The 23,782-nt window shown below is 62.6% G+C and carries 19 protein-coding genes; 6 read left to right on the forward strand and 13 right to left on the reverse strand.

Translation table 11 applies throughout. The features are described 5' to 3' along the window. Positions 1-44: 44 nt before the first annotated feature. The 8 genes from NKI52_RS09470 to NKI52_RS09505 form a co-directional block, all read right to left on the reverse strand. A complete protein-coding gene (locus tag NKI52_RS09470) occupies positions 45-1,112 on the reverse strand; it encodes an ABC transporter ATP-binding protein (RefSeq protein WP_352568799.1) in 1,068 nt (355 codons plus the stop codon). A 4-nt stretch (positions 1,113-1,116) separates the two neighbouring features. After that, positions 1,117-1,965, reverse strand: coding sequence for a carbohydrate ABC transporter permease (locus NKI52_RS09475; protein WP_352455646.1), 849 nt, complete (start codon positions 1,963-1,965; stop codon positions 1,117-1,119). Then, complete coding sequence (locus NKI52_RS09480) at positions 1,965-2,888, reverse strand: carbohydrate ABC transporter permease (protein ID WP_352455645.1); 924 nt, start codon at positions 2,886-2,888, stop codon at positions 1,965-1,967. Before NKI52_RS09480 ends, NKI52_RS09475 begins: the two co-directional genes overlap by 1 nt. Before the next feature lie 214 nt (positions 2,889-3,102). Next, positions 3,103-4,380 (reverse strand): ABC transporter substrate-binding protein, encoded by a 1,278-nt coding sequence (locus NKI52_RS09485; protein ID WP_031212851.1) that lies wholly within the window; start codon positions 4,378-4,380, stop codon positions 3,103-3,105. 29 nt (positions 4,381-4,409) lie between these two features. Next, positions 4,410-5,597: a PLP-dependent transferase gene (locus tag NKI52_RS09490; protein WP_023679985.1), complete on the reverse strand. Its 1,188-nt coding sequence runs from the start codon at positions 5,595-5,597 to the stop codon at positions 4,410-4,412. Continuing rightward, a complete protein-coding gene (locus tag NKI52_RS09495; RefSeq protein WP_352594497.1) occupies positions 5,594-6,328 on the reverse strand; it encodes a FadR/GntR family transcriptional regulator in 735 nt (244 codons plus the stop codon). The genes NKI52_RS09490 and NKI52_RS09495 overlap by 4 nt, the downstream gene beginning before the upstream one ends. Before the next feature lie 462 nt (positions 6,329-6,790). After that, complete coding sequence (locus NKI52_RS09500; protein WP_352568801.1) at positions 6,791-8,164, reverse strand: PleD family two-component system response regulator; 1,374 nt, start codon at positions 8,162-8,164, stop codon at positions 6,791-6,793. A gap of 33 nt (positions 8,165-8,197) precedes the next feature. After that, positions 8,198-8,614: a response regulator gene (locus NKI52_RS09505; RefSeq protein WP_348625950.1), complete on the reverse strand. Its 417-nt coding sequence runs from the start codon at positions 8,612-8,614 to the stop codon at positions 8,198-8,200. Between the two features lie 172 nt (positions 8,615-8,786). On the opposite strand from NKI52_RS09505, the gene NKI52_RS09510 reads away from it, so the two are divergent. Continuing rightward, on the forward strand, positions 8,787-9,086 hold the full coding sequence (locus tag NKI52_RS09510) for a DUF3572 domain-containing protein (RefSeq protein WP_352568802.1): 300 nt from the start codon (positions 8,787-8,789) through the stop codon (positions 9,084-9,086). 190 nt (positions 9,087-9,276) lie between these two features. Here the strand turns inward: NKI52_RS09510 and NKI52_RS09515 are convergent, their stop codons facing one another. Both NKI52_RS09515 and NKI52_RS09520 read right to left on the reverse strand, forming a co-directional pair. Continuing rightward, positions 9,277-10,683 carry a hypothetical protein gene (locus NKI52_RS09515; RefSeq protein WP_352697744.1) on the reverse strand — a complete coding sequence of 469 codons (1,407 nt, stop codon included), beginning with the start codon at positions 10,681-10,683 and terminating at the stop codon, positions 9,277-9,279. A 251-nt stretch (positions 10,684-10,934) separates the two neighbouring features. After that, a complete protein-coding gene (locus NKI52_RS09520) occupies positions 10,935-11,510 on the reverse strand; it encodes a GNAT family N-acetyltransferase (protein WP_352697746.1) in 576 nt (191 codons plus the stop codon). Positions 11,511-11,578: 68 nt separating this feature from the next. On the opposite strand from NKI52_RS09520, the gene NKI52_RS09525 reads away from it, so the two are divergent. Beyond that, positions 11,579-12,907, forward strand: a complete 1,329-nt coding sequence (locus tag NKI52_RS09525; protein WP_352697748.1) for a DNA polymerase IV — start codon at positions 11,579-11,581, stop codon at positions 12,905-12,907. A gap of 248 nt (positions 12,908-13,155) precedes the next feature. Further along, entirely contained in the window at positions 13,156-13,443 is a 288-nt protein-coding gene (locus NKI52_RS09530) for a GIY-YIG nuclease family protein (RefSeq protein WP_352568805.1), read from the forward strand. A 635-nt stretch (positions 13,444-14,078) separates the two neighbouring features. On the opposite strand, the gene NKI52_RS09535 is transcribed toward NKI52_RS09530, so the two are convergent. Beyond that, positions 14,079-14,588: a hypothetical protein gene (locus NKI52_RS09535; protein ID WP_352697750.1), complete on the reverse strand. Its 510-nt coding sequence runs from the start codon at positions 14,586-14,588 to the stop codon at positions 14,079-14,081. Between the two features lie 173 nt (positions 14,589-14,761). On the opposite strand from NKI52_RS09535, the gene NKI52_RS09540 reads away from it, so the two are divergent. Continuing rightward, entirely contained in the window at positions 14,762-15,643 is an 882-nt protein-coding gene (locus NKI52_RS09540; RefSeq protein WP_352622653.1) for a DMT family transporter, read from the forward strand. A 14-nt stretch (positions 15,644-15,657) separates the two neighbouring features. Here NKI52_RS09540 and dnaE read toward each other — a convergent pair whose 3' ends face one another. After that, complete coding sequence (gene dnaE / locus NKI52_RS09545; RefSeq protein WP_352697752.1) at positions 15,658-19,185, reverse strand: DNA polymerase III subunit alpha; 3,528 nt, start codon at positions 19,183-19,185, stop codon at positions 15,658-15,660. 586 nt (positions 19,186-19,771) lie between these two features. Beyond that, positions 19,772-21,784, reverse strand: coding sequence for an acetyl-CoA carboxylase biotin carboxylase subunit (locus NKI52_RS09550; protein ID WP_352568808.1), 2,013 nt, complete (start codon positions 21,782-21,784; stop codon positions 19,772-19,774). Between the two features lie 213 nt (positions 21,785-21,997). Between NKI52_RS09550 and NKI52_RS09555 the strand changes: the two genes are divergently transcribed. Further along, complete coding sequence (locus tag NKI52_RS09555) at positions 21,998-23,125, forward strand: S-(hydroxymethyl)glutathione dehydrogenase/class III alcohol dehydrogenase (RefSeq protein WP_352697754.1); 1,128 nt, start codon at positions 21,998-22,000, stop codon at positions 23,123-23,125. Between the two features lie 71 nt (positions 23,126-23,196). Continuing rightward, complete coding sequence (gene gfa / locus NKI52_RS09560) at positions 23,197-23,766, forward strand: S-(hydroxymethyl)glutathione synthase (RefSeq protein WP_352697755.1); 570 nt, start codon at positions 23,197-23,199, stop codon at positions 23,764-23,766. Positions 23,767-23,782: the final 16 nt, after the last annotated feature.

A 23,782-nucleotide genomic window follows, 5' to 3' on the forward strand; every position in this document is an offset into this window, starting at 1 on the left:
AAACGCCGCCTTCCGGGCGGCGTTTTTCATTTCGGGATGCAGGATTAGCCGATGCGATCGCCGCTTGCCGGATCGAACAGATGGAGCGATGCCGGATCAGCCGATAGGCGCACGGCCTCACCCGGCTTCACGCTGGCCCGGCCCATGGCAAACACGCAGACCTGCTGGCCGGCAAGCCCGGCATAGAACTGGGTGGACAGGCCGAGCGGCTCCACGACACCCACCTCGCCCTTCAGCGCGCCATTGTCGGCGAGCCGGATATGCTCGGGCCGCAAGCCGACGGTGATCGCATCGCCATCCCTGAGCGGCAGGCCGTCCGGCAGCCTCAGCTTCTGGCCGTCGGCCAGGATGGCATCCGGCTTGGCGCCCTTTTCAACTACGGCAGGCAGAAAATTCATGCCGGGCGAGCCGATGAACCCGGCGACGAACATGTTGACCGGCCGGTCGTACAGATCGAGCGGCACACCGACCTGCTGGACGAGGCCGTCATGCATGACGACGATGCGGTCGGCCATTGTCATCGCTTCGGTCTGGTCGTGGGTGACATAGACCGAAGTGGTCTTCAATTGCTGGTGCAGCGCCTTGATCTCGGCACGCATGTGGACGCGCAGCTTGGCGTCGAGGTTCGAAAGCGGCTCGTCGAAGAGAAAGACCTTCGGGTCGCGCACGATGGCCCGTCCCATGGCGACGCGCTGGCGCTGGCCGCCGGACAATTGCCGCGGCAGGCGTTGCAGAAGCGCATCGAGCCCGAGCCGCTTGGCGGCACTGTCCACCCTTGCATCGATCGCCGGCTTGCCGGCCTTTCTCAGCATCAGGCTGAAACCCATGTTCTTCGACACGTCCATGTGCGGATAGAGCGCGTAGGACTGGAACACCATGGCAATGTCGCGGTCCTTTGGCGCAATGTCGTTGACCAGGCGCTCACCAATATGGATTTCGCCGTCGGAGACTTCCTCCAGCCCGGCGATCATACGCAGCAGTGTCGATTTCCCGCAGCCGGACGGGCCGACCAGAACGACGAACTCGCCGTCGGCGATTTCGAGATCGACCGCGTGCAGAACGCGCACGGCTCCATAGTCTTTGCGGACTTTGTCGAGTGTAACGGAGGCCATCGATCTATCCCTTGACGGCACCGGCGGTAAGGCCGGTGACGAGGTAGCGTTGCAGGAAGGCAAAGAAGACGCAGACCGGGATCAGCGCCAGGATGGAAGCAGCCATCATCTGTCCCCAGTCGACCGCGAATTTGCCGATATAGGTGAGCAGGCCGACCGCGAAGGTCTTCTGGTCGTCGCTGGAAATCAGCATCAGCGCAAACAGCAACTCGCTCCAGGCGGCGGTAAAGACGAAGCCGAGCGTCGCGCCCATGCCGGGTAGCGTCAGCGGCACGATCACCTTGCGCATCGCCTGCAGGCGCGTGCAGCCGTCGATCATGGCTGCCTCTTCCAGGTCTCGCGGGATGCCGTCGAAGAAAGATTGCATCAGGAAGGTCGCAAAGGCCGTATTGAACGCGGTGTAGATGATGACGAGGCCGGTCAGGCTGTTGATGAGGCCGATCTGTCCCATGATGCGGTAGATCGGCGGAATGACCATCACCAGCGGAAAAGTCTGGGTGAGCAAAAGCAGGATGGCCAGGGTCGCCTTGCCGCGGAAGGAAAATCGCGACATGGCGTAGCCGGCCAGCGTGGCAATGACCGTTACGAAGGCTGCCGTCGACACCGAAACGATAACGCTGTTCAGGAAATAGCGCGGAAAATCGGTGGCTTCGAGCACGGTGACGAAGTTCTGCAGCGTCGTTTGCGACGGCCAGAAAGTGATGCCTTCGGAATAGAGCAGCCGCTCCGGCGTGACCGAGATCTTCAACGTCCAGAAGATCGGGAACAGCGCGAAGGCCATATAGGCGGCGATGGCGCCGTAAAGGCCGATGCCGCCGAGAATGCGCGAGGAGACGGAGCGTCCGGCAATCATCAGACGTGCCTCACCAGCGAGCGGCGGATGCCTATCAGCGCAATCGCATAGACGATGAGCAGCACAAGCAGCAGCACCGCCACCGCCGAGGCATAGCCCTTATCCAGTGACTTGAACGCGCTGACATAGATATAGACCGGCACCGTGGCGGTCGAACCGGCAGGCCCGCCTTCGGTCATGACGAAGATCAGGTCGGCGAATGTGGCGATCCATATCGTGCGCAGCATGACGGTAATGACGATGGTCGGCGCCAGGAACGGCAGCGTCACCTTGGTGAAGCGCTGCCACGGCGAGGCGCCGTCGATCGCCGCCGCCTCATGCAGTTCTGACGGGATCGACTTCAACGCCGCCAAAAGCGTGACGGCAAAAAAGGGAATGCCGAACCAGACATTGGCGACGATCGGCCCCCACATGGCTGTCGAGGGATCGGAGAGCACGTTGGTTGGCTCGGCTTTCAGCCCCAAGGCGTAGAGCCAATGCGGCAGCGGCCCGATGATCGGGTTGAACAGCCAGGCCCAGGTCAGGCCCGAGAGGAAGGACGGTACCGCCCAAGGCAGGAACACCACGGCCTGCACGATCTTTCTGCCCCGGAACGGCGTATCGAGCAGCAGCGCCAGGCCAAGTCCAAGGAAAAATTGGAAGAACAGGCTGGCTGCCGTCCACCATAGCGTGTTGACGAGCGCCTGCCCGAGCACAGGATCCGACAGCATCGCCTGATACTGCCCAAGCCCGACATATTCGGATTTGAAAGCGGAGAATTTGCGGAACGAGTAGCCGACACCGATAACCAGCGGCACCAGGAGCACGACGACCAGCAGCGCGATCGCCGGGCTGAGATAGAGCCAAGGCTCGATCGCGGCATGGGATAGCCGCTTCTTTCGCGGCCTGCCGGCGGATCGGATTTCGGACACGGCATAGGTCATTGGTACTTGATCGTCTCCTGGGTAAGCACGGGCTGGCGACAGCGCCTTCCCCGTTTACGGGGAGATGCCGGTCCACCCTCCGCAGCTGCAGCGCAGCTGCTGCGGAGGACGGGCAGGCAGATGAGAAGCAGCGCGAGCCAAGTCGGGTTGGCGCCGCCCCTCATCCGTCACGTCGTGACACCCCCTCCCCGTGAACGGGGAGAAGGAACAAAAGCTATTTCTTGTTCTTGGCCAGCCAGTCCTGCTGTTCCTTGGTCAGGAACTTGGCCCATTCGTCGGCCACGTCCTTGGCCGCCTTCTGGCCAAGAAGCACTTCCTGAAAATTCTTGATCGCCACCTGGTCTACGAAATTGCCAAGGTTTTCCAGATGCGTCGGAGGCGTCACCATCTCGTATTTGTCGCCGTTGTTCAGTTCCTCGAACCAGCCTTTGAACTGCTCGGTCCTGAAGTGGGCGTCCTGGTCGGCGCCGTTGTGGATTGGAATGACACCGACTTCCTTTGCCCATTCCAGATTGTCCTTGGGCGACAACAGCGTCGCCATCAGCTTCCAGGCATCGTCCTTGTGCTGGGAATTGGCGAACATCGCCCAGCCGGCATAACCGAGCGTCGGATAGGATTTGCCGCTCGGCCCGACCGGCATCGGCGCCACGGCGAAATCGTCGGCGCTCATCTTGTCGGCGATGCCGAGCAGCGCGTCGGGATCCTGGTTCAGCATGGCGCAGGTGCCGCTGTAGAAGCCGGTGACGGTCTCGTTAAAACCCCAGCTCACCGCATCCTTCGGCGCCAGGCCGTTCTTGTACATGTCGGCGAGCATCTGCAGGCCCTTGACCGAGCCTTCCTCGTTGATGGTCGAGGTGCCGTCCTCGTTGAAATAGCCGCCCTTGCCGGCGGCGATGTTCATGAACATATGCATGCCGTTGAAGGCGCCCGGGCCGCCGCGCAGGCAGTAGCCGTATTTGCCCGGTATCGCCGAGATTTTTTTGGAGTCCTCGACGAATTCATCGAGCGTCGCCGGCGGACCGTCCAGACCGGCCTCCTTGAACAGCTTCTTGTTCCAGAACAGCGCGTTCAGGTAATAGCCGTAAGGGATCATGTACTGCTTGTTATCGACCGTCGAGCCGAACTGCTTGGCACGCTCGCCCAGCGTTTTGGCATCGTCCCATTTGGCCATGTATGGCCCGAGATCCTCGAGCTGGCCGTTGGTCGCATAAAGACCCATCCAGCGTTCCGGCATCTCGACGATGTCGGGCGTGTCGCCGGCCTGCACCATGGTGAGGAACTTCTCGAACGCCTGGCCCCAGGGCAGCGATACCAGCTCGACCTTGACACCCGGATTGGCCGCCTCGAATTCGGCGATCTGCTTCTTGAGGAATTCGGTACGCGGCGGGCTGGTGATGACCTCGACCATCTTGACCGTGGAATCGGCCAGCACGCTGCCGGCGGAAATCGCCAGACCCGCGACGGCACCAAGAAGGATGCTCAGTTTTTTCATGTTCAGCACTCCCATTTTGAACGGCTCCTTTATCTTTTTGCTCTGTCGAAGGCCTGGGCAACATCCGCCCACAGGTCTTCGACACTTTCCAATCCGACACTGAAGCGGATGGTTCGTGGGCTGACGCCGAAGCGCGCCATCGAATTCAGGCCCGGCGTCTGCTCGAGCGAGGCCTTTGCCGGAACGACCAGGCTTTCATGGCCGCCCCAGCTGACGCCGATGCGAAAGAGTTTCAGCGCATCGACGAAAGCCGGGATGTCGACGTCTTCCGTCACTTCGAACGAGAACAGCCCGGCATAGCCGGCAAGCGTCGCCTTGCCTGGATGGTTGGAATAGGCCGGGTGGTTGACCCGCTCGACATGGTCATGCGCTTTCAGCCGTTCGGCGATGGTCAGCCCGCTCTTCATGTGATGCGGCAACCGCAGCGGCAATGTGCGCAGGCCACGCAGCAACAGCCAGGCCTCGAAAGGCGAAAGTTTGCCGCCGAGATAGGAATAGGTCTGCTCGTTGATATGTCGGATATGGGCGGCCGAACCGGCCACCACACCGGCGACGGTGTCGCTGTGGCCGCCGAGATATTTCGAGGCCGAATGCAGCACCAGGTCGACACCGTGCGAAATCGGCTTCTGGAACACCGGCGTCGCCCAGGAATTGTCGATCGAGGTGATGATGCCCTGCTCTTTGGCCAGCCGCGCCAGGTGGGTTATGTCCTGGAGCTCGAACATCATCGACGTCGGGCTTTCCAGGTAGAGCAGCTTGGCGCCGGGAAGTGCTGCCGCGACCGCGTCCGGATCGGAACCGTCGACATAGTCGACCTTGATGTTGAGCCGTGGCAAAAGCCGTTCGAACAGCCGGTAGGCATCGCCGTAGCAATTGCGCACGACAACCATGCGCTCACCGGCACCGACGAAAGCAAGCACCGTGGCGCTGATCGCCGCCATGCCGCTGGAAAAGCCGCGCGCGGCCTCCGCGCCTTCGAGAGCGGCGACACGCGCCTCGAACTCCATGACCGTCGGGTTGTCGCCGCGCGAATAGATCGGCTGACGTCGCCTGCCGGCGAATGTGTCGGCCATCTCGGAATAGTCGGCGAAGGTGAAGAGCGAAGTCTGGTAGATCGGCGGGACCACCGCGCCGCCGGGGAAAGGCTCGTCATGGGCGAGAAGCGTCGCTGCCTCGGCGAGATAGTCGTTTTCGAAACCGGCGGGATGATCGCTCATGTCTGGCCTGAAAGTTCGAGTTTGGCCGCGCCGCGCTTCAGATCGTCCTCGACGGTGGCGATCAGCTTGAGCGCCTCGGCCCGGGCCCCCTCCGGATCGTGCGCGGCGATGCGTTCGTAGATGGTGCGGTGGTAAGGAAAGCTGGCGTGGCCGAAATCACGCACGCCGAGCGGATGCTCCCAGAAACGATAGAACAGTTCGTGCATGGCGGCGATGATCTGCTCGAACAGCGGATTGCCGGAACTGCGGTAGATCGACTGGTGGAATTCCCAGTCCTCCTCCGCCGACATCCCGGCGCGGGTGTGGAAGGCCTGCTCCATAATGTCGAGCTTGCGCCCGATCTCGACGAGATCTGCCTGGCCCGCGCGGACGGCGCACAGGGCGGCGGCTTCCGCTTCCAGTGCCCGGCGGATTTCCAGCGTCTGCATCAGGCTGGTGAAATCATTGCCGCCGGCCAGCGTCAGCGGCATGTGCAGCATGTCCAGCGAGACCACTCCCTTGAGATAGGTGCCGCTGCCTTGCCGCCGTTCGACCAGGCCGAGCCCTTCCCAGCGCGTCAGCGCCTCGCGCACGGTGTTGCGGCTCACCTTGAGGCGCTCGGCAAGGATGCGTTCGGTCGGCAGTCTCTGGCCGGGCCCGAGAGCTTCCCGCATCACAAAGCCGGCCAGCGCCTTGAGCACCGCGTCGTCGCGAGCAGTTGCCTGTATGGGGGAAAGGCCGAATTCGGTCATGCCAACGGGTCACCAAATGGCTCAATGGTCCAACCAATTTCTGCATAGAAGACGGGCCCTGTCAACCGACTGCGGGCGCATACGCTCTGCCCAGCCGGCTATTTCAAAGGGCGCTGTCGCTGCCGTAACAAAAACCAAGCGTTTTCCGGGTCTTGGCGTAGAATCCTGATGTATTTTGAAAATTGGGGGCCGGCCGGCGTTTGGCAGCGGTACGAGGAGGCCACTATGTGCCAGCGCCGGCCGGCCGACCCCACGGACCCAGGAGATGCGGCGGACCTGAGCATCATGGGGTATTCTTCGGGTCGAACCGGCGATCTAGCCTCGTGCCGGTTACGTCTAAGGGCTGCACATTTGCGCAACAACTTATGGAAATCAACCGTTTCTTAACCAAGCCTCGCAAATCGCTTAGATTAAGGTAAATTCGTAACCTTGTCGCGTTGACCGGGCAATTGGTGTTCGGTGCTAAGCCGCCTTGGCGACGACGCGATTGCGGCCGCCGCTCTTGGCTTCGTAGAGCGCGAGGTCGGCGCGTTTCATCAGCGCCGAGACCGTGTCTACCCCCTTCAGCACCGACGACACGCCGACGCTGACGGTGACTTCGACGGCCTTGCCTTCGGTGCCGACGGCAAACGGCAGCTGGGCGATTTCGGCGCGAATGCGCTCGGCGACCTTTTCGGCTACCGCGCCGTCGGTGTCCGGCATCACCACGACGAACTCCTCACCGCCGAAGCGGCAGGCCAGGTCGATGCCGCGCACATTCTTGCGCAGCCGCCGCGCGAATTCGCGCAGCACGTCGTCGCCGCCGTCATGGCCATGCGCGTCGTTGATGCTCTTGAAGCGGTCCAGATCGGTGATCATCACCGACAGCGGCCGGCGCCGTGCCACGGCGCGGTCGAACAGCGTCTGCAGATGGCTGTCGAGATAGCGGCGGTTGTGCAGGCCGGTCAGGGCATCGGTCACCGCCATCTCGATGGTCTGGGTGACGCTGGCGCGAAGCTGGTCGTTGTAGCGCTTGCGGCGCACCTGCGTACGCAGCCGCGCGGTCAGCTCCTGCTGGTCGATCGGCCGCATCAGATAATCGTTGATGCCGAGTTCGAGGCCGCGGATGATACGCCCCTCCTCGCCCTCGTCCGCCAGAAGGATGATCGGCAGGAAACGGGTGCGATCGAGCGAGCGCAATTGCGAGCAGAGCCTCAGCGGGTCGAAATCGGCGAAGGCCGTCGAGATCATCACGCATTCATACGGCTGCTCGGCGGCCTGGAAGAAGCCGGCATGCGGATCTTTGGCGACGTCGAGATCGGCACTGCCGCGCAGCATCTTCTGGATGCGCTCGAACGAGGATTTGCGCTCGTCGACCAGCAGCACCTTCGGCACCGCATCGTCAGTAGCGAAGTTGCGGCTCAAAAGCTCCTCGATGCCGATATTGCGTGTCGTCGAGGCGCGCAGCCGCAGCTCGTCGGTCAGCGATTTCAGCCTGACCAGGCTCTTGACGCGCGTCATCAGTTGCAGATCGTTGACCGGCTTGGTCAAAAAATCGTCGGCGCCGGCCTCGAGGCCGCGCACCCGGTCCGAAACCTGGTCGAGCGCGGTGATCATCACGACAGGGATGTGCGATGTCGCCGGGTCGCCCTTCAGCCGCCGGCAGACCTCGAACCCGTCCATATCGGGCATCATCACGTCGAGCAGCACGACGTCGACCTTGCCGTTCTCGCAGATCTCGATCGCGTCCGGCCCGTTGGTGGCGGTCAGGACCTCGAAATATTCGGCGAGCAGCCGAACCTCCAGCAGCCTGACATTTGCTGGGATGTCGTCGACGACGAGGATCCGCGCGGTCATTTCACAAAGCTCCGGCTCGGCTGGAAAGATACATCAGGCATCGCCCAGGTAGGATTTGATGGTTTCGATGAAACGCGGCACCGAGATCGGCTTGGAGATATATGCCTCGCAGCCGCCCTGGCGAATGCGCTCCTCGTCCCCCTTCATCGCGAAGGCGGTGACGGCGATGACCGGGATGACGTGGAGATCATCGTCCTCCTTCAGCCATTTGGTGACCTCGAGGCCCGACACTTCCGGCAGCTGGATGTCCATCAGGATGAGGTCCGGCCTGTGCTGCCGCGCCAGATCCAGCGCTTCCAGGCCGTTGCGTGTGCGCACCGTCTCGTAGCCGCTCGCTTCGATGAGGTCGCGAAAGAGCTTCATGTTGAGCTCGTTGTCTTCGACGATCATAACCTTCTTTGGCATCGATTTCCCGTCCCGGCTGGCCTTCCACTCGAAGGGTGCCGTCATGCGCCCCTTGTCGGCACGCACCAAACCTGTTCCCACTATACGGCAATATGATTGACGAAACGGAAACCGGTCGCCCTAAAAGCGTTCGGATTCCAGGTCGGCGAGCTTGCTGCCGGCGACACTTGCCACTACTGCGAAAACAGAACGATTCCGCCCATGAAGGAAGGTAGCGATGGCAAACGCAGCGTCAATGCGCGAGGAAGCGGAAACGGTTGCCGTAAAGGCGTTGGGCTTCGTCGCCGCCGATTCGGAACTTCTGCCCCGCTTCCTGGCGATCACCGGCATCGAAGCCCATTCCATCCGCCGGGCGGCGGGCGAGCCGGGATTCCTGGCCGGCGTGCTGCAGTTCATCCTTGCCCACGAGCCGACGTTGATGCGTTTTTCCGAGGAGACCGGAACGCCGCCCGCCGCAGTCGGCAAGGCATTGCGGGCGCTGCCGCTCGGCGACGACAATCATGAGCATTCGATATAAGCGGCGATCCCGAGACTGCGGGCAGATCGCGGCGGCGAAAATCGTGAGCGCACTCGGGCGTTAACGCCAGCCGCTTCTAGAGCAATTCCAGGAAAAGTGTGAAACGGTTTTCCGTCCGGATTGTGCAAAAACAAAGACATGGAGCGGTTCGGCGTTTCCGGGAAACGATGAACCGCTCCAAGCTCGGCGCTTAGGGTTTCAACTTCGCCCCTGCCCCGCCATTGTCATTCTCGCCCGAGCCATGATCCGGAACGGTAGCCTCGCTTGGGTCCATGACGGGGTTGTCCTGAACGGCATCGGCCGGCTTCAGCATGGCGCCGTTGACCGTGACCGAACCGTCTGCCTTAGCGTTGACGACCCATTCCAGTCGACCATCCGGCAGCGCCTTGCCAAATCCTTTGACGGCGAGTGCGAAGGGGAAATACTGCGCCGCTTCCGGCTCGGTCTTGGCCGCCGTCTGCAGAGCCTCCACAATCTTGTCATAGCCCGCGACATCGATGGTCATGCTCGCCTCGGGCTTCTTGCCGGGGAACGTCATTTCACCTTCCATCGCAATCTCGATGTTGCCGTTCTTGATCGTGCTGTGTCCGAGAATGGCCTTTGGCGTCTTGGCCAGGAAATCGGCGAAGATCTGGTTGCCGAAATCTGCCGGCAGCGGTGGATCCTTGCTGAAATCAAGGGTTTCGATGGTTTTCTTCGCCATGCTGTCCAGATCGATGTTGGTGCCGCCGAAGTTGAGGTCGATATCCGTCGGCAGCAACGCAACGCTCCAGCTGGGCAGCACCTGCTGTGGTATTGTCAGGCCGGAAACCTTGAACGCGTAGTTGATCTTGCCGTCCTTGGCGATGCCGTCCATGCCGACGGCGGTATTCAGTTGCGTCGCACCGAACTTGCCTACCGGGCTCTCCACCACAAAGTCCTTGAAGCCGTAGGTGCCGTCGATCCGCTCCCACAATGGCAGTGCTGCCGTCAGAAGCGATTTGAACTCCGCCTCATCCGCCTTGAATTTGGCTGCATCATCAGTCGCCACGATGAAAGCAAGCAGGTCGAGCAGCGGCTTTGTCCGCAAACCCTTGCCGGACGCATCCACCGCCGCGTGCGGCGATTTGACGTTGTATGAGAATTTCAGACCGCTCTTGGGATCGTCCAGTCTGACGGTTTCGGCAAAGGCGGTCATTGTCTGTGAATACGCAAAATCTATGCCGCCATTCGCTGATTTCGTCGCGCTCATGCTGCCAGCGCCGCCATCCGCAGAGGCTTCCACATTCTGCAGCGGGCTTTTTACACTCATCGTGACGCCCGAAGTGGAACCCGAGGCGTTCACAAAGGCCGCCAGATCAGGGGCATAGATAGCGGTGAACTTGTTGTTTGAAATGGAAAAGTCGATGTGCTGCGGCCCCTCCGGACCGACGAAATCAATAGACCCCTTCGGAGACACGTCCACCGAAACATCCCACTGACCATCTTTGCGCGGCTTCGCCAGAACGAAGTAAGGCGTGACGTCGAACTTGAAGGCTTGCTGCTTTGCCATCAAATCCGTGACTGGCTTGAAGTCGAAAGCGAGCTTGTAGGCATCGCCGTCGACTGAAATTTTCACGAACCCGATATCGAACAGCTTCTTGCCGATGTAGTGCGCCAGATCGTCGGAAAGCTGCTTCGCGCCTTGCCTGTCGACCGCTTGGCCGAAGGCAGGCGCGCTGAGCGCGAGAACAAAGACGACTGGCAGGACACGGTTCACGCTTGTTCTCCGTTGGGCCATGGGAATTTTCTGCCCTTTCTCATTTCGTAGGGAATTACTATCACAACCGCAAGGCGAGCCGGACGGATCGATGTCGACCGCGGCATTGCCTACAGCACCAGCCGCACCAGCGGTCGGCCTGGCTTGCGTTCGACCAATCGCTCGAACCCGGCCTTTTCGAAGACCCGCGACGAGCCGACGAACAGCCCGATCGAGCGCGAATCCTTCGACAGGTCGATCGGGCAGGCTTCGATCAGCCGCGCGCCGTTCTCGCGCGCGAAGTCGATGCCGCCTTGAACCAGGCGGTGCGACACGCCCCTACCCCGCGCCTTGGTGCGGATGAAGAAGCAGGAGATCGCCCAGACGCCCGGATCGCTGGCGTCGGCGGGGTCGATCGGCGCCGACCCCCTGCCCTGGTTGTTCCATTCGGGCACGTCGGCACGCGGGCCGATCTGCATCCAGCCGACCGCCTGGCCACCCTCGAAGGCCAACAGGCCGGGCGGCGGCCCGGCCTCGATCCGCGCCTTGATGTGATCCTTGTTGCGCTCCCGGTTGCTCGCGCGGCGCGCTGCGGGCGACAGCCGGAAATGTGTGCACCAGCAGCCGTAGCAGGCGCCTTGCCTACCGAAAAGATCTTCGAAATCCGCCCAAAGCTCGGGCACTAGCGGCGCTATGGTCGTATTCATGAGCTCTCTCCCGGCCCACCGCCTTGTCGTGGCGTCCGTCCTGACGTACCATTGCATTTGTTCTCTTTATGTTCGCAGCGATGGCGGCCCCTGTCAACAATCCCGAACACGGTTTTTGCCGCGACTGCCTGAGTTTTCAGCGCAGCGAGGCACGCCGTTGCGAGCGCTGCGGCAGTCCACGGCTCGCCCGCCATCCGGAGCTCTACCGGCTGCGCCTTGCCCATATCGATTGCGACGCGTTCTACGCGGCGGTCGAAAAGCGCGACAACCCGGCGTTGAAGGACCGGCCATTGATCATCGGCGGCGGCAAGCGCGGCGTCGTCTCCACCGCATGCTACATTGCCCGCATCCACGGCGTGCGCTCGGCAATGCCGATGTTCAAGGCGCTCGAAGCCTGCCCGGAAGCGGTGGTCCTGCCGCCGGACATGGAAAAATACGTGCGCGTCGGCCGCGAGGTGCGCGCCATGATGCAGGCGCTGACGCCGCTGGTCGAGCCGCTCTCGATCGACGAGGCCTTTCTCGACCTCGCCGGCACCGAGCGCCTGCATGGCCTGCCGCCTGCGGTGGTGCTGGCGCGCTTCGCACTCGGCGTGGAAAAGGAGATCGGCATCACCGTTTCGGCCGGCCTTTCCTACTGCAAGTTCCTGGCCAAGGTGGCGTCGGACTTTCGCAAGCCGCGCGGCTTTTCGGTGATCGGCGAGGCCGAGGCTATCGGCTTCCTGGCCGAGCAGCCAGTGACGCTGATCTGGGGGGTCGGCAAGGCCTTTGCCGCCACGCTCGAGCGCGACGGCATCCGCACCATCGGCCAGTTGCAGCGCATGGAACGTGGCGATCTGATGCGCCGCTACGGCGTCATGGGCGACCGGCTCTACCGGCTTTCGCGCGGCGAGGACGACCGTCGCGTCGTTCCCGACCAGGACGCGAAAAGCGTCTCGGCGGAAACCACTTTCGATACCGACATCGCCTCCGTCGACGAATTGGTCTCGGTGCTGAGGGCGCTGTCGGAAAAAGTCTCGGCCCGGCTGAAGAAATCCGGCATTGCCGGACGCATCGTCGTCCTCAAGCTGAAGACCCAGGATTTCAAGATCCGCACGCGCAATCGCCAGCTCGGCGATCCGACCCGGCTGGCCGACCGCATCTTTCAGACCGGGCTCGAGCTGCTGCGCAAGGAAGCGGATGGCACGAAATACCGGCTGCTCGGCATTGGCGTCAGCGATCTCTCCGACGATGACCGGGCGGACCCGCCCGACCTGGTCGACGTCCAGTCACGCAAGCGCGCCATGGCCGAAGGCGCCATCGACACGCTGCGCGGCAAGTTCGGCCGCAAGGCGGTGGAAACCGGCTATACCTTCGGCAAGGGCCGCGATGCCCATCCGCCCGAACCGGTCGAGGACTAGTTCCTCTGCACAGAGGTTTTGGTTCTTTGACAGAGCCTGAAAGGGCTGTGGATGGGAGCCTGCCGATCGGGCTGCCAATCTCCAAGGTTGCGATTAGCGATAAGCCACCACGTCTTCGTCATCCCAGGGCGGAGCAGGAGCGAAGCGACGTCGCGGAGACCCTGGGATCCATGCCGTGACGTCAGCCGAAGAATACAGCGGCTCAGAACGGCGCTTGTATCCGCAACTGTGCCAGCTACCCTTCAGCCATGACCGGCTATACCTACATGACCGCGAGCCAGAAGCGCGGCACGATCTACATCGGCGTCACCAACGATCTCGGCCGCCGCATGCCGGAGCACAAATCCGGCCAAGGTTCGCGCTTCCCCGGCCGCTACGGCGTGCAGCGCCTGGTCTGGTACGAGGAACATTTCGACATTCGTGACGCCATTCAGCGCGAGAAGTCGCTGAAGCGCTGGCCGCGGCAGTGGAAGATCGAGCTGATCGAGAAGACCAATCCAGAGTGGTTCGAGCTTTTTCGCGGAACGGGGTGGTAGTTCGGTTCTGGTCCGCAGGCGCACTGCCGCGTGGTAACGGCATGGATCCCAGGGTCTGCGCCGCGTCGCTTTGCTCCTTGCTCCGCCCTGGGATGACGAATTGGAGGGATGTTTCAGCCAATCTCCGAAGTTAGCGGTTTGCCACTGAAATTGGCCGCTGACAGAACTATCGACGGTTGCTGCCGATCGGCTTAGCGATTAGCGCAAACGCCCATCGCTTCGTCATCCTGGGGCGGAGCAAGGAGCGAAGCGACGCGGCGCAGACCCCTGGATCCATGCCGCGACATCAGAGCGCTGCCGTGGTGCGGAATTGTGCTCCGCTGCACTCTTCGGCTAAGGTTACCGCATGGATCCCAGGGTCTCCGCGACGGCGCTTCGCTCCTGCTTCGCCCAAGGATGACGAAGTTGGGGAAGTTTCGGCCGATCCCGAATGTTTATGAAGGTCCAACGAAACGAACGATGAAATCTTGGCTGCCGATCGGCTTCCAACCTGTCAAGATCGCTGTGCCGGGACTGACTGCTGCCCACCCCGAGCCGTCGTTCGCGTCGGTACTAAGCGTCAGATTTTCACAACCAGACCATGATCCCGAACCGAAGGTCCGCGTACGCGAAAAGATCATGATCAAACAAGAAGATCACGTGCGCTGCAGATCGATCCGGGTGGTCACCACACTTTTCCCGGTTTTCGGATCGGTATCGACGACGATCAGCCGCATGCCATCCTCGCCGTTCTTCTCGACCGTCATTCGCGCCTTGCGATCGCCATTGACCTCCTTCGCCCAACGGATGCCGAGATTGATCGCGTTGCCGGAGCGGCTGCCGCTCAATTGCGCCGGCCCGGTGCGCGATCCGACATAGGTGCCGCTGTATTTCGTCCCGCTGGACCTGAGATCCGCGCTGATGGCGCGCGTTACCACGATAAGACCGCGGCAGCTGCCGTCGAGCGACAACGAGCTCGACGTCGCGTCGGAATTGAAGCGGCACGAGACATTCACCGTCGGCGAATCGGTGGTCACCTTGACGATGCCTTTGCCGGCGAAATTCCCCTGGAATGAGCGAAGAAAATCCGGATCGTCGGCATGCGCTGCGCCGGCCCCGGCGGCCGTCAGGCAGCCGGCAAGTACAAATCGTGCGAATGATTTCATCGGACCGCTCCTCGTTGGTATCCAAAACACAGAACGCAAGCACTGACGGACCAACGCTTCCCTCAGCGGCGGGTTCCGGCTTCAACATCACTGCGTGAAGCGCTGCACGGCTGGCCCAGCCGAATGCGTCGGCTAGCGGTTGCGATGAAAGCGCCGGCTTGCGACATAGCCGCATGGCACCCGCACCCTCGATCCCCAAGGCCGCGTTCTGGATGGCGCTGTCGATCGCCTCGTTCCTGGCGATGTCGGTGGCTGGCCGCGCCACGACGGCCGAACTAAACGTCTTCCAGGTGCTCGAGCTGCGCTCGGTGATCGGCTTTTTCATCCTGTTGCCGCTGGTCATGATGTCAGGCGGTTTTGCGGCGATGCGCACCGGACGCCCGCTGGCTCATATCGCCCGCAACGTCGTCCACTATACCGGCCAGGCTGCCTGGCTCTACGCCCTGACGCTGATCCCGCTTGCGGTACTGATCTCGATCGAATTCACGACGCCGATCTGGACCGCTTTGCTGGCCGTCGCTTTCCTCGGCGAAAGGCTCTCCCGGCCACGGCTGGCGGCGATCGTGCTCGGGCTGATCGGCGTTGTGATCATCGTGCGTCCGGGCGTCGGCGCGGTCAATCCGGGCCATGTCATCGTGCTGGGAGCCGCGGTCTGCTTCGGCGTCTCGGTGGTCCTCGTCAAGTCGCTGACGCGGACGGACAGCGTCGTGCGCATCATCTTCTGGATGCTGATCATCCAGTCGCTGCTTGGCTTGGTCCCGGCGCTTTACGAATGGCAAAACCCGCCGCTTGAGCTCTGGCCGTGGATCCTGCTCATCGCCTTCACCGGCATGTCGTCGCATTTCTGCATGGCCCGCGCACTTGTCTATGCCGATGCGACGGTCATCTCGCCAATGGACTTTTTGCGCGTGCCGCTGTCGGCGGTGATCGGATGGCTGCTCTATCACGAGCAGATCGACGCCTTCACCGCCGGCGGCGCCCTGCTGATCCTCATGGGAAATCTGCTCAACCTGCAGCGGAGAGCACCGCAACCGGCGGAGATCGCCGCTTCATAAGCGTGCGCTAACTCTTAGACCAGTTCCACCTCGACCACGCCCGGCACCGCCCGCATCGCCGACGCGATCTGAGGCGATACGCGGTAGCGGTTGGGCAACTCGATCTCGACCTCGCCCTCGCCGCCTTCCTTGATGACGATGATGCTCACCTGACTGTCGCCACGCTGGCCAAGCTGCGATTGGATTGTCGATGCCGGTGCGTCATTTCTGACGAAGATGCGCAACGCTTTCTGGATACGGCTTGCCTCTTCCTCCAACGACTGCACGGTCTGGATGCGCAGATTGACGCCTTCAGGCCTGTCCTCGGCCGAAACGGTGATCACCACCGAGCGGCCGGCTTCGAGCAAGTCGCGGTATTGCGCCAGCCCCTCGGAAAACAGCACCGCTTCATACTGGCCGGACGTGTCGGAGAACTGCACGACGCCCATCTTGTTGCCGGTGCGCGTCTTGCGCTCCTGCTTGGTGGTCACCGTGCCGGCGAGCCGGCCGGCGGCAGCACCGCGTTTGACGGCGGCCGAAAACTCGCCCCAGGTCTGCACCCGCATTTTCTGCAGCGCCGCCTTGTATTCGTCGAGCGGATGCGCCGAGAGATAGAACCCGACCACCTGGAATTCACGGTGCAGGCGGTCGGCGGCGAGCCAGGGATCGGTCGCCGGCAAGTTGAGCGCCTGCGACTGTGCGCCGAGCGAGGCGCCAAAGATGTCATGCTGGCCGGTGACGGCATTCTGCTGCGCCAGCGACGCCAGCCCCATCATCCGCTCGACGCCGGCCATCATCGCCGCGCGGTCATGACCGAAGCAGTCGAGCGCGCCGGCCATGATCAGGCTTTCGAAGACGCGCTTGCCGACGATCTTCGGATCGACCCTTTCACAGAAATCGGCGAGGCTCTTGAAGGGTTTTTCGCCGCGCGTGGCGACGATGTGCTCGACCGCCGCGTCGCCGACGCCCTTGAGCGCGGCCAGCGAATAGAAGATGCGGTTCTCGCCGACCTCGAAATCCCGGAACGACGTCATGACCGACGGCGCCACCACCTCGATGCCGAGGCGCAGCGCATCCTGGCGGAAATCGGCGAGCTTGTCCGTATTGCCCATGTCGAGCGTCATCGATGCCGCCAGGAATTCGACGGGGTAATGCGCTTTCAGATAGGCGGTCTGGTAGGAGACGACGGCATAGGCGGCGGCATGCGATTTGTTGAAACCGTAGTCGGCAAACTTTGCCAGCAGGTCGAAGATGAAGTCGGCTTGCGGCTTGCCGACGCCGCGCTCGACCGCGCCCGAAACAAAGCGCTCGCGCTGCTTGTCCATCTCGGCGCGGATCTTCTTGCCCATGGCGCGGCGCAGCAGATCGGCTTCGCCCAGCGAATAGCCGGAGAGCTCCTGCGCGATCTGCATCACCTGTTCCTGGTAGACGATGACGCCTTGCGTCTCCTTGACGAGATGGTCGATCTTCGGGTGGATCGACGCCATCTCCTCCTCGCCGTGCTTTCTGGCGTTGTAGGTCGGTATGTTCTCCATCGGCCCCGGCCGGTAGAGCGCGACCAGCGCGATAATGTCCTCGATACAGTCGGGCCGCATGCCGATCAGCGCCTTGCGCATGCCGGCACTTTCCACCTGGAACACGCCGACCACCTCGCCGCGCGACAGCATGGCGTAGGTTTCGGGGTCGTCGAGCGGAATGTGGGCAAGATCGATCTCGATGCCGCGGCGGCGGATCAGCTTGACGGCCCTGTCCAGCACCGTCAGCGTCTTCAGGCCAAGGAAGTCGAATTTCACCAGCCCGGCCTGCTCGACATATTTCATGTTGAACTGCGTGACCGGCATGTCCGAGCGCGGATCGCGGTACATCGGCACCAACTCCGACAGCGGCCGGTCGCCGATGACGATGCCGGCGGCGTGCGTCGAGGCGTGCCGATAAAGACCTTCCAGTTTCTGCGCCGTATCGAGCAGCGTCTGCACGATCGGCTCACGCTCCGCCTCTTCGGCAAAGCGCGGCTCGTTGGCGATGGCGTCGGCGAGCTTGACCGGATTGGCCGGGTTCGACGGCACCATCTTGCTCAGCTTGTCGACCTGCCCGTAAGGCATCTGCAGCACGCGGCCGACGTCGCGCAGCACCGCGCGCGCCTGCAGCGTGCCGAAGGTGATGATCTGGCCAACCTGGTCGCGGCCGTATTTCTGTTGGACGTAGCGGATGACTTCCTCGCGCCGGTCCTGGCAGAAGTCGATGTCGAAGTCGGGCATCGACACGCGGTCGGGATTGAGGAAGCGCTCGAATAGCAGCGAAAAACGCAGTGGGTCGATGTCGGTGATGGTCGTGGCATAGGCGACCAGCGAGCCGGCGCCCGAACCGCGGCCCGGGCCGACCGGAATCCCTTGTGCCTTGGCCCATTTGATGAAGTCGGCAACGATCAGGAAATAGCCCGGATATTTCATCTTCTCGATGACGCCGAGCTCGAAATCCAGCCTTTCGCGATATTGCTCGACGGTATAGCCGGGCGTCGGCCCGTGCGCCGCCAGCCGCGCCTCTAGCCCTTCATGCGCCTGCCTGGCAAGCTCCTGCGCCTCCGCCTTGACCGCAGCATCGGCGTCGGCGACATCGCGGCCGGCAAAGCGCGGCAGAATCGGATTGCGGGTCTTCGGGTAATACGAGCAGCGCAGCGCGATCTCGACGGTGTTGTCGATTGCTTCCGGCAGGTCGGCGAACAGCCTCGCCATATCGGCCTGGCTTCTCAGGAAGTGGTCGGGCGAAAGGCGGCGGCGATTGTCGGCCGCAACCACGGAACCTTCGGCGATGGCGATCAGGGCGTCATGCGCCTCATAGTCTTCACGAGAGAAGAAAAACGCCTCGTTGGTGGCAACCAGCGGCAGATCGTGGCGGTAGGCGAGATCGACCGACGACTGCTCGATGGCGCGGTCGTAGCCGGACACCCGCTCAAGCTCGACATAGAGCCGGTCGCCGAACAGGCTCTTGAGCGCCGAGAGCCGGGTCTCGGCGAGTTCGCGGCGATCCTGTTTCAAGGCAGTGCCGATCGGACCGCGCGGCCCGCCCGTAAGGCAGATCAATCCGTCGGTGTGGCCCTGCAGCATCTCGCTCGTCAGATGCACCGCTTCGCCGGGCGGTGTCTCGAGGTAGACGCGGCTGACCAGCCTGACCAGATTGCCGTAGCCGGCCTCGGTTGCGGCGATCAGGACGACCGGCCGCATCTCCGGTCCTTGCCGCCTGCGGTCGCGCTGGCTGTCGCTCGCCTCGCCGGAAAAGGCGAGGTCGATCTGGCAGCCGATGATCGGCTGGATGCCGTCCTTTACCGCCTTCTGGGCGAATTCCAGCGCGCCGAACAGATTGTTGGTGTCGGTGACGGCGATTGCCGGGCATTCGTCCTGCACCGCATGGCCGACGATCTTGCCGAGCTGCAAGGCACCTTCGAGCAGCGAATAGGCCGAATGCACGCGCAGATGAATGAACCGACGCGCCGCCGCCTCCGCCCGCGACGCCTTTGCATAGGCCTCGCGCAGCAAGGGATCGCGTGGAAGTCTTTCATCCGCCATGGTTTTTTCGCGCCGCCTCACAAGGACTCAGTCGATGAAGATGTATTGTCCGGCACCGGGTAACACGAGTCCAGCGGTAGTGATTGGAGCTTTGGAAGTTTAGAGCAACCGCCGAAGCTGCCAATCTCCCCCCTCGTGGGGGAGATGTCCGGCAGGACAGAGAGGGCGCTGTCCCGCCAACCTCAGGTCGGAAACACAAAACCCGCCACAGCGGGCGGGTCATTGGAGCCAATTAGCACCATAGCCAAATTAGTAGCATAGCCGCCGGCACAAAGCAAGAACAAAATACGCTGTGACGGCAAAAAAGTGCGAATTCCTCACGGCCTCGCCTTGTCCCTCCTCAAGCGAGCATGCTCAACCAATTGCAAAGTCGCGTTCCTTCGCGCCCCCCTCTGTCCTGCCGGACATCTCCCCCTCTAGTGGGGAGATTGGCCATCATCTCGGCTTTCGCCAATTTCCAACGTTGCAGGAGCGAGCGTGGCGCCGAGGCTGCCAATCTCCCCCCTGGAGGGGGAGATGTCCGGCAGGACAGAGGGGGGCGCTGTCCCGCCAACTTCTGACGGGCGTCGAGGGCGGATTTCAGTACTCACGCAAATTCCATGATCACCGCGTCGACGGCAAGGCTGTCGCCGGGCTTGGCGTTGAGCTTCGAGACGATGAGATCGCGCTCGGCGCGCAGCACGTTTTCCATCTTCATCGCCTCGACCACGGCAAGCGTCTCGCCGGCCTTGACCTCCTGCCCCTCGGCAACGGCGATCGATACGACGAGGCCGGGCATCGGGCAAAGCAGCATCTTCGAGGTATCCGGCGCCACTTTTTCCGGCATCAGCCTTTCGAGCTCGGCGGTGCGCGGCAGCATGGCGCGGGCTGTCACCGAGATGCCTTTCCAGGCGATGCGGAACCCGTTCAGCACCGGCCTGACTTGCGCCGCGACCTTGCGGCCGCCGACCGCGCCGCGCCAGATGAGATCGCCCGGCCGCCAGTCGGAGGCCACCGTCAGCGGTTTGCCGCCGTCGATTGTGAGGTCGAGCTCGATCGGAATGGAAATCATGCCTTCGACGACGGCAACCGAAAGATAATCCCGGCCGATCTTCACCACCCAATCGCGTTTCAAGGCGCCCGAATGCGGCGCCAGCCGCCCGCCCAGCCGGTCGAGCCGGTCGCGGCGCAGCAGTTCGACCGCGGTTACGATCGCGGCCAGCACCGCGTTTTCTTCGCTGTTCGGCACAATGGGCGCGAAGCCGTCGGGATATTCCTCGGCGATGAACGCCGTCGATAGCCGCCCTTCCCGCCAGCGCGGATGCTGCATCAGCGCCGCCAGGAACGGTATGTTGTGCTCGATGCCGTCGACGACGAAACTGTCCAGCGCTTCCGACATCGCGTCGATCGCCGCCAGCCGTGTCGGCGCCCAAGTGCACAGCTTGGCGACCATCGGGTCGTAGAACATCGAGATTTCCGAGCCTTCGGTGACGCCGGTATCGTTGCGGATGACGATTTCGCCGAATTTTCCCTCTTCCGGCGGCCGGTATTTCGTCAGCCGGCCGATCGACGGCAGAAAGTTGCGATACGGGTCTTCGGCATAGAGGCGGCTTTCCACCGCCCAGCCGTTCAGCTTGACGTCGCTCTGCTTGATGGCGAGCTTTTCGCCGGCCGCCACGCGGATCATCTGCTCGACCAGGTCGATGCCGGTGACGAGCTCCGTCACCGGATGCTCGACCTGCAGCCGCGTGTTCATTTCCAGGAAATAGAAGTTTTTGTCGCTGTCGACGATGAACTCGACCGTGCCGGCGCTCTGGTAGTCGACGGCCTTGGCCAGCGCCACCGACTGCTCGCCCATGGCTTTGCGGGTCTTGGCGTCGAGGAACGGCGACGGCGCCTCCTCCACGACCTTCTGATTGCGGCGCTGGATCGAGCATTCGCGCTCGCCGAGATAGAGCGTGTTGCCATGCGCGTCGGCGAGCACCTGGATTTCGATATGGCGCGGATCGACGATGAATTTTTCGATGAAGACGCGGTCATCGCCGAACGAGCTTTTGGCCTCCGACCGCGCCCGGTCGAAGCCGTCGCGCACCTCTGCCTTGCTCCAGGCGATGCGCATGCCCTTGCCGCCGCCGCCGGCCGAAGCCTTGATCATCACGGGATAGCCGATTTCGCCGGCTATTCTTTCGGCATGGGCGGCGCTTTCGACGACGCCGAGCCAGCCGGGCACCGTCGACACCTTGGCCGCGTTGGCGAACTTCTTCGATTCGATCTTGTCGCCCATCGCCTTGATGGCCTTGGGCTTCGGGCCGATGAAGACGATGCCTTCCTGCTCCAGCGCTTCGCAGAAGGATGCCCGCTCGGACAGGAAACCGTAGCCGGGATGCACGGCCTCTGCTCCTGTCGCCTTGCAGGCGGCGATGATCTTTTCCGCGACCAGATAACTTTGCGCAGCCGGCGAAGGCCCGATATGCACCGCCTCGTCGGCCATTTCGACATGCACGGCGTCGCGGTCGGCGTCGGAATAGACCGCGACGGTGGCGATGCCCATCTTGCGCGCCGTCTTGATCACGCGGCAGGCGATCTCGCCACGGTTGGCGACCAGGATCTTTGTGAACATGCAGGCCTCGTCCCTCGGCTGCCCTTCTTTTACGGGCTTCCCGTTTTATGGGCTTCAGGGGGCCGGTCAAGGCAAAGTCGGAGCCTATCCCGCATGCAAATCGGCGGGCGCTGACGAAAATCCGGGGTCAGAACGTCGCTTCGTGCATAGCGCAGAGCTGAATGGTAAGTTAAATCTAACCTGGATTGCAGACTGCCTTGGGAGGATTGCCTGATGAAAACGCGCGCCGCTGTCGCCGTCGCCGCCGGAAAGCCGCTGCAGATCATGGAGGTCGACCTCGAAGGCCCTCGCGATGGCGAGGTGCTGGTCGAGATCAAGGCAACCGGCATCTGCCACACCGACGAGTTCACGCTGTCGGGCGCCGACCCGGAAGGCCTGTTTCCGGCGATCCTCGGCCATGAGGGCGCCGGCATCGTCGTCGACGTCGGCAAGGGCGTCTCCTCGGTCAAGAAGGGCGACCATGTCATCCCGCTCTATACGCCGGAATGCCGGCAGTGCCCGTCCTGCCTGTCGCGCAAGACCAATCTGTGCACCGCCATCCGCGCCACGCAGGGACAGGGCTTGATGCCCGACGGCACCTCGCGCTTCTCGATCGGCAAGGACAAGCTGTTCCACTATATGGGCTGCTCGACCTTCTCCAATTTCACCGTGCTGCCCGAGATCGCGGTGGCCAAGGTCAATGCCGACGCCCCGTTCGACAAGATCTGCTACATCGGCTGCGGCGTCACCACCGGCATCGGTGCTGTGATCAACACGGCCAAGGTCGAGCAAGGCGCGACCGCGGTCGTCTTCGGCCTCGGCGGCATCGGCCTCAACGTCATCCAGGGCCTGCGCCTTGCCGGCGCCGACATGATCATCGGCGTCGATCTGAACAACGACAAGAAGGAATGGGGCGAGAAATTCGGCATGACGCATTTCGTCAATCCGAAGGAGATCGACGGCGACGTCGTGGCTCATCTCGTCAACATGACCAAGCGCGGCGCCGACCAGATCGGCGGCGCCGACTACACGTTCGACTGCACCGGCAACACCAAAGTCATGCGGCAGGCGCTAGAAGCGTCGCATCGCGGCTGGGGCAAGTCGGTCATCATCGGCGTTGCCGGCGCCGGCCAGGAGATCTCGACGCGGCCGTTCCAGCTGGTCACCGGCCGCACCTGGATGGGCACCGCCTTCGGCGGCGCGCGCGGCCGCACCGACGTGCCGAAGATCGTCGACTGGTACATGGCCGGCAAGATCGAGATCGATCCGATGATCACCCACACGCTGACGCTCGAGGACATCAACAAGGGCTTTGACCTGATGCATGAAGGCAAGTCGATCAGGAGCGTGGTGGTTTACTGAGGAGGAGAAAGCCGCCGGCTAACCAGCCAGCGGCCGAAAAATGCAGATGTTCAACACGGGAGGAAACAAAAATGCCGGAAAAACTGCATCCTAAAATCGACAATGGACTGCCCCGGGAAAAGGCCGACTTTGCCGGCGGCACGCTGGTCTGCGCCTGCACCAGCAACCCGGTCAAGGTGAAGGTCAAGGGCCAGATCGCCCATAACCATGCCTGCGGCTGCACCAAATGCTGGAAGCCGGAAGGCGCACTGTTCTCGGTCGTGGCGGTTGCCGGTACAAACGACGTGACGGTGACCGAAAACGGCGACAAGCTGAAGATCGTCGATCCGGGCGCGCTGATCCTGCGCCATGCCTGCACCGGCTGCGGCGTCCACATGCACGGCCCGGTCGAGCGCGACCACGCTTTCAAGGGGCTGTCCTTCATCCATCCCGAACGCTTCCAGGAAGACGGCTGGGCGCCGCCGGGCTTCACCGCCTTTGTCTCTTCGATCATCGAGTCCGGTGTCGATCCGAGCCGCATGGACGGCATAAGGTCACAGCTGAAGTCGATCGGGCTCGAACCTTATGATTGCCTCAATCCAGGACTGATGGACTATATCGCCACCTGGACGGCCAAGAGATCCGGCGCGTTGCCGGCCTAGTAGCCGCTCGACTATC

It is taken from the genome of Mesorhizobium sp. M0590 (genome assembly GCF_040320905.1).
GTDB lineage: Bacteria > Pseudomonadota > Alphaproteobacteria > Rhizobiales > Rhizobiaceae > Mesorhizobium.

Coding starts and splice junctions, on each gene's coding strand:
- NKI52_RS09470 (WP_352568799.1), bottom strand. CDS start 1,112: ATGGCCTCCGTTACACTCGACAAAGTCCGCAAAGACTATGGAGCCGTG.
- NKI52_RS09475 (WP_352455646.1), bottom strand. CDS start 1,965: ATGATTGCCGGACGCTCCGTCTCCTCGCGCATTCTCGGCGGCATCGGC.
- NKI52_RS09480 (WP_352455645.1), bottom strand. CDS start 2,888: ATGACCTATGCCGTGTCCGAAATCCGATCCGCCGGCAGGCCGCGAAAG.
- NKI52_RS09485 (WP_031212851.1), bottom strand. CDS start 4,380: ATGAAAAAACTGAGCATCCTTCTTGGTGCCGTCGCGGGTCTGGCGATT.
- NKI52_RS09490 (WP_023679985.1), bottom strand. CDS start 5,597: ATGAGCGATCATCCCGCCGGTTTCGAAAACGACTATCTCGCCGAGGCA.
- NKI52_RS09495 (WP_352594497.1), bottom strand. CDS start 6,328: ATGACCGAATTCGGCCTTTCCCCCATACAGGCAACTGCTCGCGACGAC.
- NKI52_RS09500 (WP_352568801.1), bottom strand. CDS start 8,164: ATGACCGCGCGGATCCTCGTCGTCGACGACATCCCAGCAAATGTCAGG.
- NKI52_RS09505 (WP_348625950.1), bottom strand. CDS start 8,614: ATGACGGCACCCTTCGAGTGGAAGGCCAGCCGGGACGGGAAATCGATG.
- NKI52_RS09510 (WP_352568802.1), top strand. CDS start 8,787: ATGGCAAACGCAGCGTCAATGCGCGAGGAAGCGGAAACGGTTGCCGTA.
- NKI52_RS09520 (WP_352697746.1), bottom strand. CDS start 11,510: ATGAATACGACCATAGCGCCGCTAGTGCCCGAGCTTTGGGCGGATTTC.
- NKI52_RS09525 (WP_352697748.1), top strand. CDS start 11,579: ATGTTCGCAGCGATGGCGGCCCCTGTCAACAATCCCGAACACGGTTTT.
- NKI52_RS09530 (WP_352568805.1), top strand. CDS start 13,156: ATGACCGGCTATACCTACATGACCGCGAGCCAGAAGCGCGGCACGATC.
- NKI52_RS09535 (WP_352697750.1), bottom strand. CDS start 14,588: ATGAAATCATTCGCACGATTTGTACTTGCCGGCTGCCTGACGGCCGCC.
- NKI52_RS09540 (WP_352622653.1), top strand. CDS start 14,762: ATGGCACCCGCACCCTCGATCCCCAAGGCCGCGTTCTGGATGGCGCTG.
- dnaE (WP_352697752.1), bottom strand. CDS start 19,185: ATGGCGGATGAAAGACTTCCACGCGATCCCTTGCTGCGCGAGGCCTAT.
- NKI52_RS09550 (WP_352568808.1), bottom strand. CDS start 21,784: ATGTTCACAAAGATCCTGGTCGCCAACCGTGGCGAGATCGCCTGCCGC.
- NKI52_RS09555 (WP_352697754.1), top strand. CDS start 21,998: ATGAAAACGCGCGCCGCTGTCGCCGTCGCCGCCGGAAAGCCGCTGCAG.
- gfa (WP_352697755.1), top strand. CDS start 23,197: ATGCCGGAAAAACTGCATCCTAAAATCGACAATGGACTGCCCCGGGAA.